Source organism: Bacillus ectoiniformans (assembly GCF_016908875.1).
Taxonomy (GTDB): Bacteria; Bacillota; Bacilli; order Bacillales; family Domibacillaceae; genus Bacillus_BX; species Bacillus_BX ectoiniformans.
Map to the genome: position 1 here is coordinate 1 of NZ_JAFBES010000028.1, position 3,259 is coordinate 3,259.

Consider the following 3,259-nt stretch of genomic DNA (forward strand, 5'->3'; position numbering starts at 1 on the left):
TGTTAATGACGCCTGATAATGACCAGAAATTGACAGCTCATTTTGTCCTGAACCTGACGGGTTTTTTGCCATTTAAAGATAGGGAGGCTTTAAAGGCCTCCCATCAAAAATCTACATATCTACTTGATAAGTTTCGTTTTGCTTTAGATAAAAACGGACCTCATGTTGTCCAGTGATGATGTACCAGTCGCTGCCAAGTTCCAGACGGCAGGATAGCACTTTACCGTAACCAAGGTACAGATCAAACCATTCACCGCACCTCATTTTATAACCCGTTTGATCGCCCCAATCAACGATCCAACAATCAATTTCTTTCTCAAAGTACATTTGCTTCCAGCGACTTGGTTTCATGCCAGTTCACCTTCAATCACCTTTTTGACCATCCGGTCATCAATGATCCGCGCACCATTTTGAGCTGCGAACAGTAGACAGTGTGTGGCCAGTTTATTGATCAGACGTGATGCCCCACTTGAATAACTGAAGATCTCATCAATGGCCAGATCACTAAAAATATCACGTTCAACACCCGCATATCGCAAGTGTTTATTCATATATTGCTCGGTTTCAGCACGATCAAGATGATCAAGCTTGAATTGAATATCGATTCGCTGACGGATCGCCGCAAAAGACTGTAGCTGAAGACGGTCCCACAGCTCAGTCTGCCCAACCATAATCAGTGCCATTGGACTTTGCGCATCCATCCGAAAGTTCAAAAGAAAGCGTACTTCCTCTAACATTTCACGATCAAGCAGATGTGCTTCATCGACTACCACGACAGGCGTTAACTTATGGATGCCTTTCATCAGTTCAATCTCACGATGTAACTGACGCTTAGCGTCACCCCTGTAAAACTTCGCTTCAAGCCCTAACTGTTCTAACATACCTTTATAAAAGTGACGGGGTGTCAGCTTAGAATCTGATAAATAAAGCAGTTTATAAAGAGATGGATCCAGTTGATCTGTAAACTTGCGAACGGCTGTCGTTTTTCCGAGCCCACACTCACCAGTCATGACGGCGAAAAGCTGACGTTCTGCGGCATAATTCAGTCGTCCAATGATTTCTTCGAGCTGAGTGGATTCATATAACTCAGTCGTTGGAATGCTGCGGGAAAACGGTGTATGACGCATCTCAAAAAAGGATTCAAACATGGCGCTGTCCTCCTTTTCCAATATGACGGAAGCTGACAGCTGGTACAGAAGGCGTGATGGCCGCTGCTTTTCTTTCCTGGTTCAATCTCTGAGCGCCTTTCAGAAGTCTTGAAGAACCGGCAGGTTCCTTCACCATTTTCTCTGGAAGTGATGGTCTTTTCCCTGTTCTCTCTGATATCACTAGTCTTTTGGCTTTCCAGCTATCAAAACCCGAGTAATCCACAGTCAGTTCACTCGTGTCTTGAGGATCATAGGTGATCTCTACTTTACAACCTACAAAATTGATGCCAACCTCATATTTTTCACCCTGAAAGCTAATGCAGCCGGCTTTATCAACTTTCCTTGTTTCTGAATGCAGAAATGCATGCGCAAGTTCTTCAGCTGATACGTGACGAATCGGCGTACCTTCGTTACGGTAAGCTTCCAAAGGTGTGGTATTTTCTCCTAAAGCCCGATGTGGCTTATGAAGATAACGCTCATCAAGCCATACACCTAACCATTGATTTAATGCTTCAAGCGTTTGTGGGTTTTCAAGTTTTACTTCCTGTATAAACTCTTCAAATGTTCGATTAAAGCGTTCTACTTTTCCAGTTGATTCAGGGGAATAGGGACGGGCATAAAGTAGGCGTGTGCCTAATTTGGAACAGGTTCTGGTCATCCATTTCGTCCGGTACTGTTTTCCGTTATCAAAATACACACTTTCAGGTACTCCATGCTTCCTGACAGCTTCCCGAAATGCATCTTCAACGCAACGTGCATCAAGCATCGGATAAAATGATACATGCAGAGGAAAACGAGTTGCGTCATCTAAAAACGCCACCATATAAACCTGTTTCTTTGTACCGTTCGGTCCAATTGGCAGATAAGGTCCGTATTTAATATCAGAATGCCATAAGGCATTTCGGCAACGCTTTTGGAAACGGCGGACAGCACCAGATGTTTCATGATACATCTTCATCTGTCGTGCACTATAACCACGCTTAGCTAAGCGCTCCTGTAGTGTGGATCGTTTTAATGCCCCTTTTTCTACAAGGCCGTCCCACTCAAGGATTTGAATGATAGAGGCGATGCTTCTGCTTGGAACTTCTCGTCTTAATAAAATGGCTTGTTCAAGTACTTGATCCTGAAGTTCCTCCGAAACTGCCCGATAAGGTTTTTGCTTTAAGCCCTCATAGCCCTTTTCCTTAAACTGTGAGAGGTAGCGCCGAATAGTACGTTCAGACAGGCCATACTGCACACAGATTTGCTTGACGAGTTTTCCTCGTTCCTGTTTATCTAATTCTTCATTTAATAACGGCGCAATCATTTGAAAGCGATTTGTTGCCTTTTCATCTGCTTTTGTTCTACTCATGTTTCACACTCCCTTTTCTTGATAAGTGAAGTGTATATGATGAGTAAGCGGACAAAAACGCAGAACGGGTATGTATCCAAAAATGATGGTTGGCAACTGGATGGACAATTTTCCCCAGCCATCCTTGTGCTGTGCCGAACCATTGTCCAACTCGTTTATGCACAGGCAACAGACGACTGGACAGGTCGACTGTTCGGGTCTCATTCTGCTCAAATTGAATCAGTAGGGATTGAAGAATAAACAGCCAGTAATCAATTAACTCAAAGAACCATTTCCTCCACCGGTAAATCGTAGCTTCATCTGCCGCCACCGTCAGGTGCGTTGTTTGAAAAATCGTTTCTTCAATGACATCTGCAGCGTAACGTTTGTATGGGATCATCAGATCAGGAAGCTCATGGTGAATCTTTTGACACTGCTGGCACCGCAGCCTCCTGATGACAAATGTTCTGGCTATGCCTCTTTCATCTTTTAACTGTCTTTCTCTTGAACCAATGACCTTATAAACCTGATGCTGACAACAGGGACAAGGAACCTTTTCTGCGCACTTAATAAAAAACGCCTTTCTCGGCGGATTTCACTATGGTATAATGAGACACAATGATCATAGTTTTAGAGGGACGTCTTCCGTCGCGCCACTGGTAATGGCCGGCATTATGGAAGGCGTCTTTTCCTTTCTTCAGGGTTGTTAAGGACATTATATCCGTCAACCCCCGGACAAACAATACCGTCAACAATTGGCCGTTTTTGAGTAGCATTAACA

The 3,259-nt window shown here is 43.9% G+C and carries 4 protein-coding genes; all 4 read right to left on the reverse strand.

What is annotated here, in order from left to right:
* Positions 1-111 precede the first annotated feature (111 nt).
* Genes JOC78_RS17340 through JOC78_RS17355 form a run of 4 tightly spaced genes read right to left on the reverse strand, consistent with a single transcriptional unit; the run spans position 112 to position 3,049 of the window.
* The gene (locus tag JOC78_RS17340; RefSeq protein ID WP_204558597.1) at positions 112-351 is read right to left on the reverse strand and encodes a DUF5348 domain-containing protein; all 240 of its coding nucleotides are present in this window, start codon (positions 349-351) and stop codon (positions 112-114) included.
* Positions 348-1,148, reverse strand: a complete 801-nt coding sequence (locus tag JOC78_RS17345; protein WP_204558599.1) for an ExeA family protein — start codon at positions 1,146-1,148, stop codon at positions 348-350. The genes JOC78_RS17340 and JOC78_RS17345 overlap by 4 nt, the downstream gene beginning before the upstream one ends.
* Complete coding sequence (locus JOC78_RS17350; protein WP_204558601.1) at positions 1,141-2,499, reverse strand: DDE-type integrase/transposase/recombinase; 1,359 nt, start codon at positions 2,497-2,499, stop codon at positions 1,141-1,143. The genes JOC78_RS17345 and JOC78_RS17350 overlap by 8 nt, the downstream gene beginning before the upstream one ends.
* Complete coding sequence (locus JOC78_RS17355) at positions 2,492-3,049, reverse strand: DUF6431 domain-containing protein (protein WP_338023229.1); 558 nt, start codon at positions 3,047-3,049, stop codon at positions 2,492-2,494. Before JOC78_RS17355 ends, JOC78_RS17350 begins: the two co-directional genes overlap by 8 nt.
* Positions 3,050-3,259: the final 210 nt, after the last annotated feature.

Bases quoted from the DNA above. Each gene is read 5' to 3' on its own strand.
- JOC78_RS17340 (WP_204558597.1), bottom strand. From the start codon at position 351: ATGAAACCAAGTCGCTGGAAGCAAATGTACTTTGAGAAAGAAATTGAT.
- JOC78_RS17345 (WP_204558599.1), bottom strand. From the start codon at position 1,148: ATGTTTGAATCCTTTTTTGAGATGCGTCATACACCGTTTTCCCGCAGC.
- JOC78_RS17350 (WP_204558601.1), bottom strand. From the start codon at position 2,499: ATGAGTAGAACAAAAGCAGATGAAAAGGCAACAAATCGCTTTCAAATG.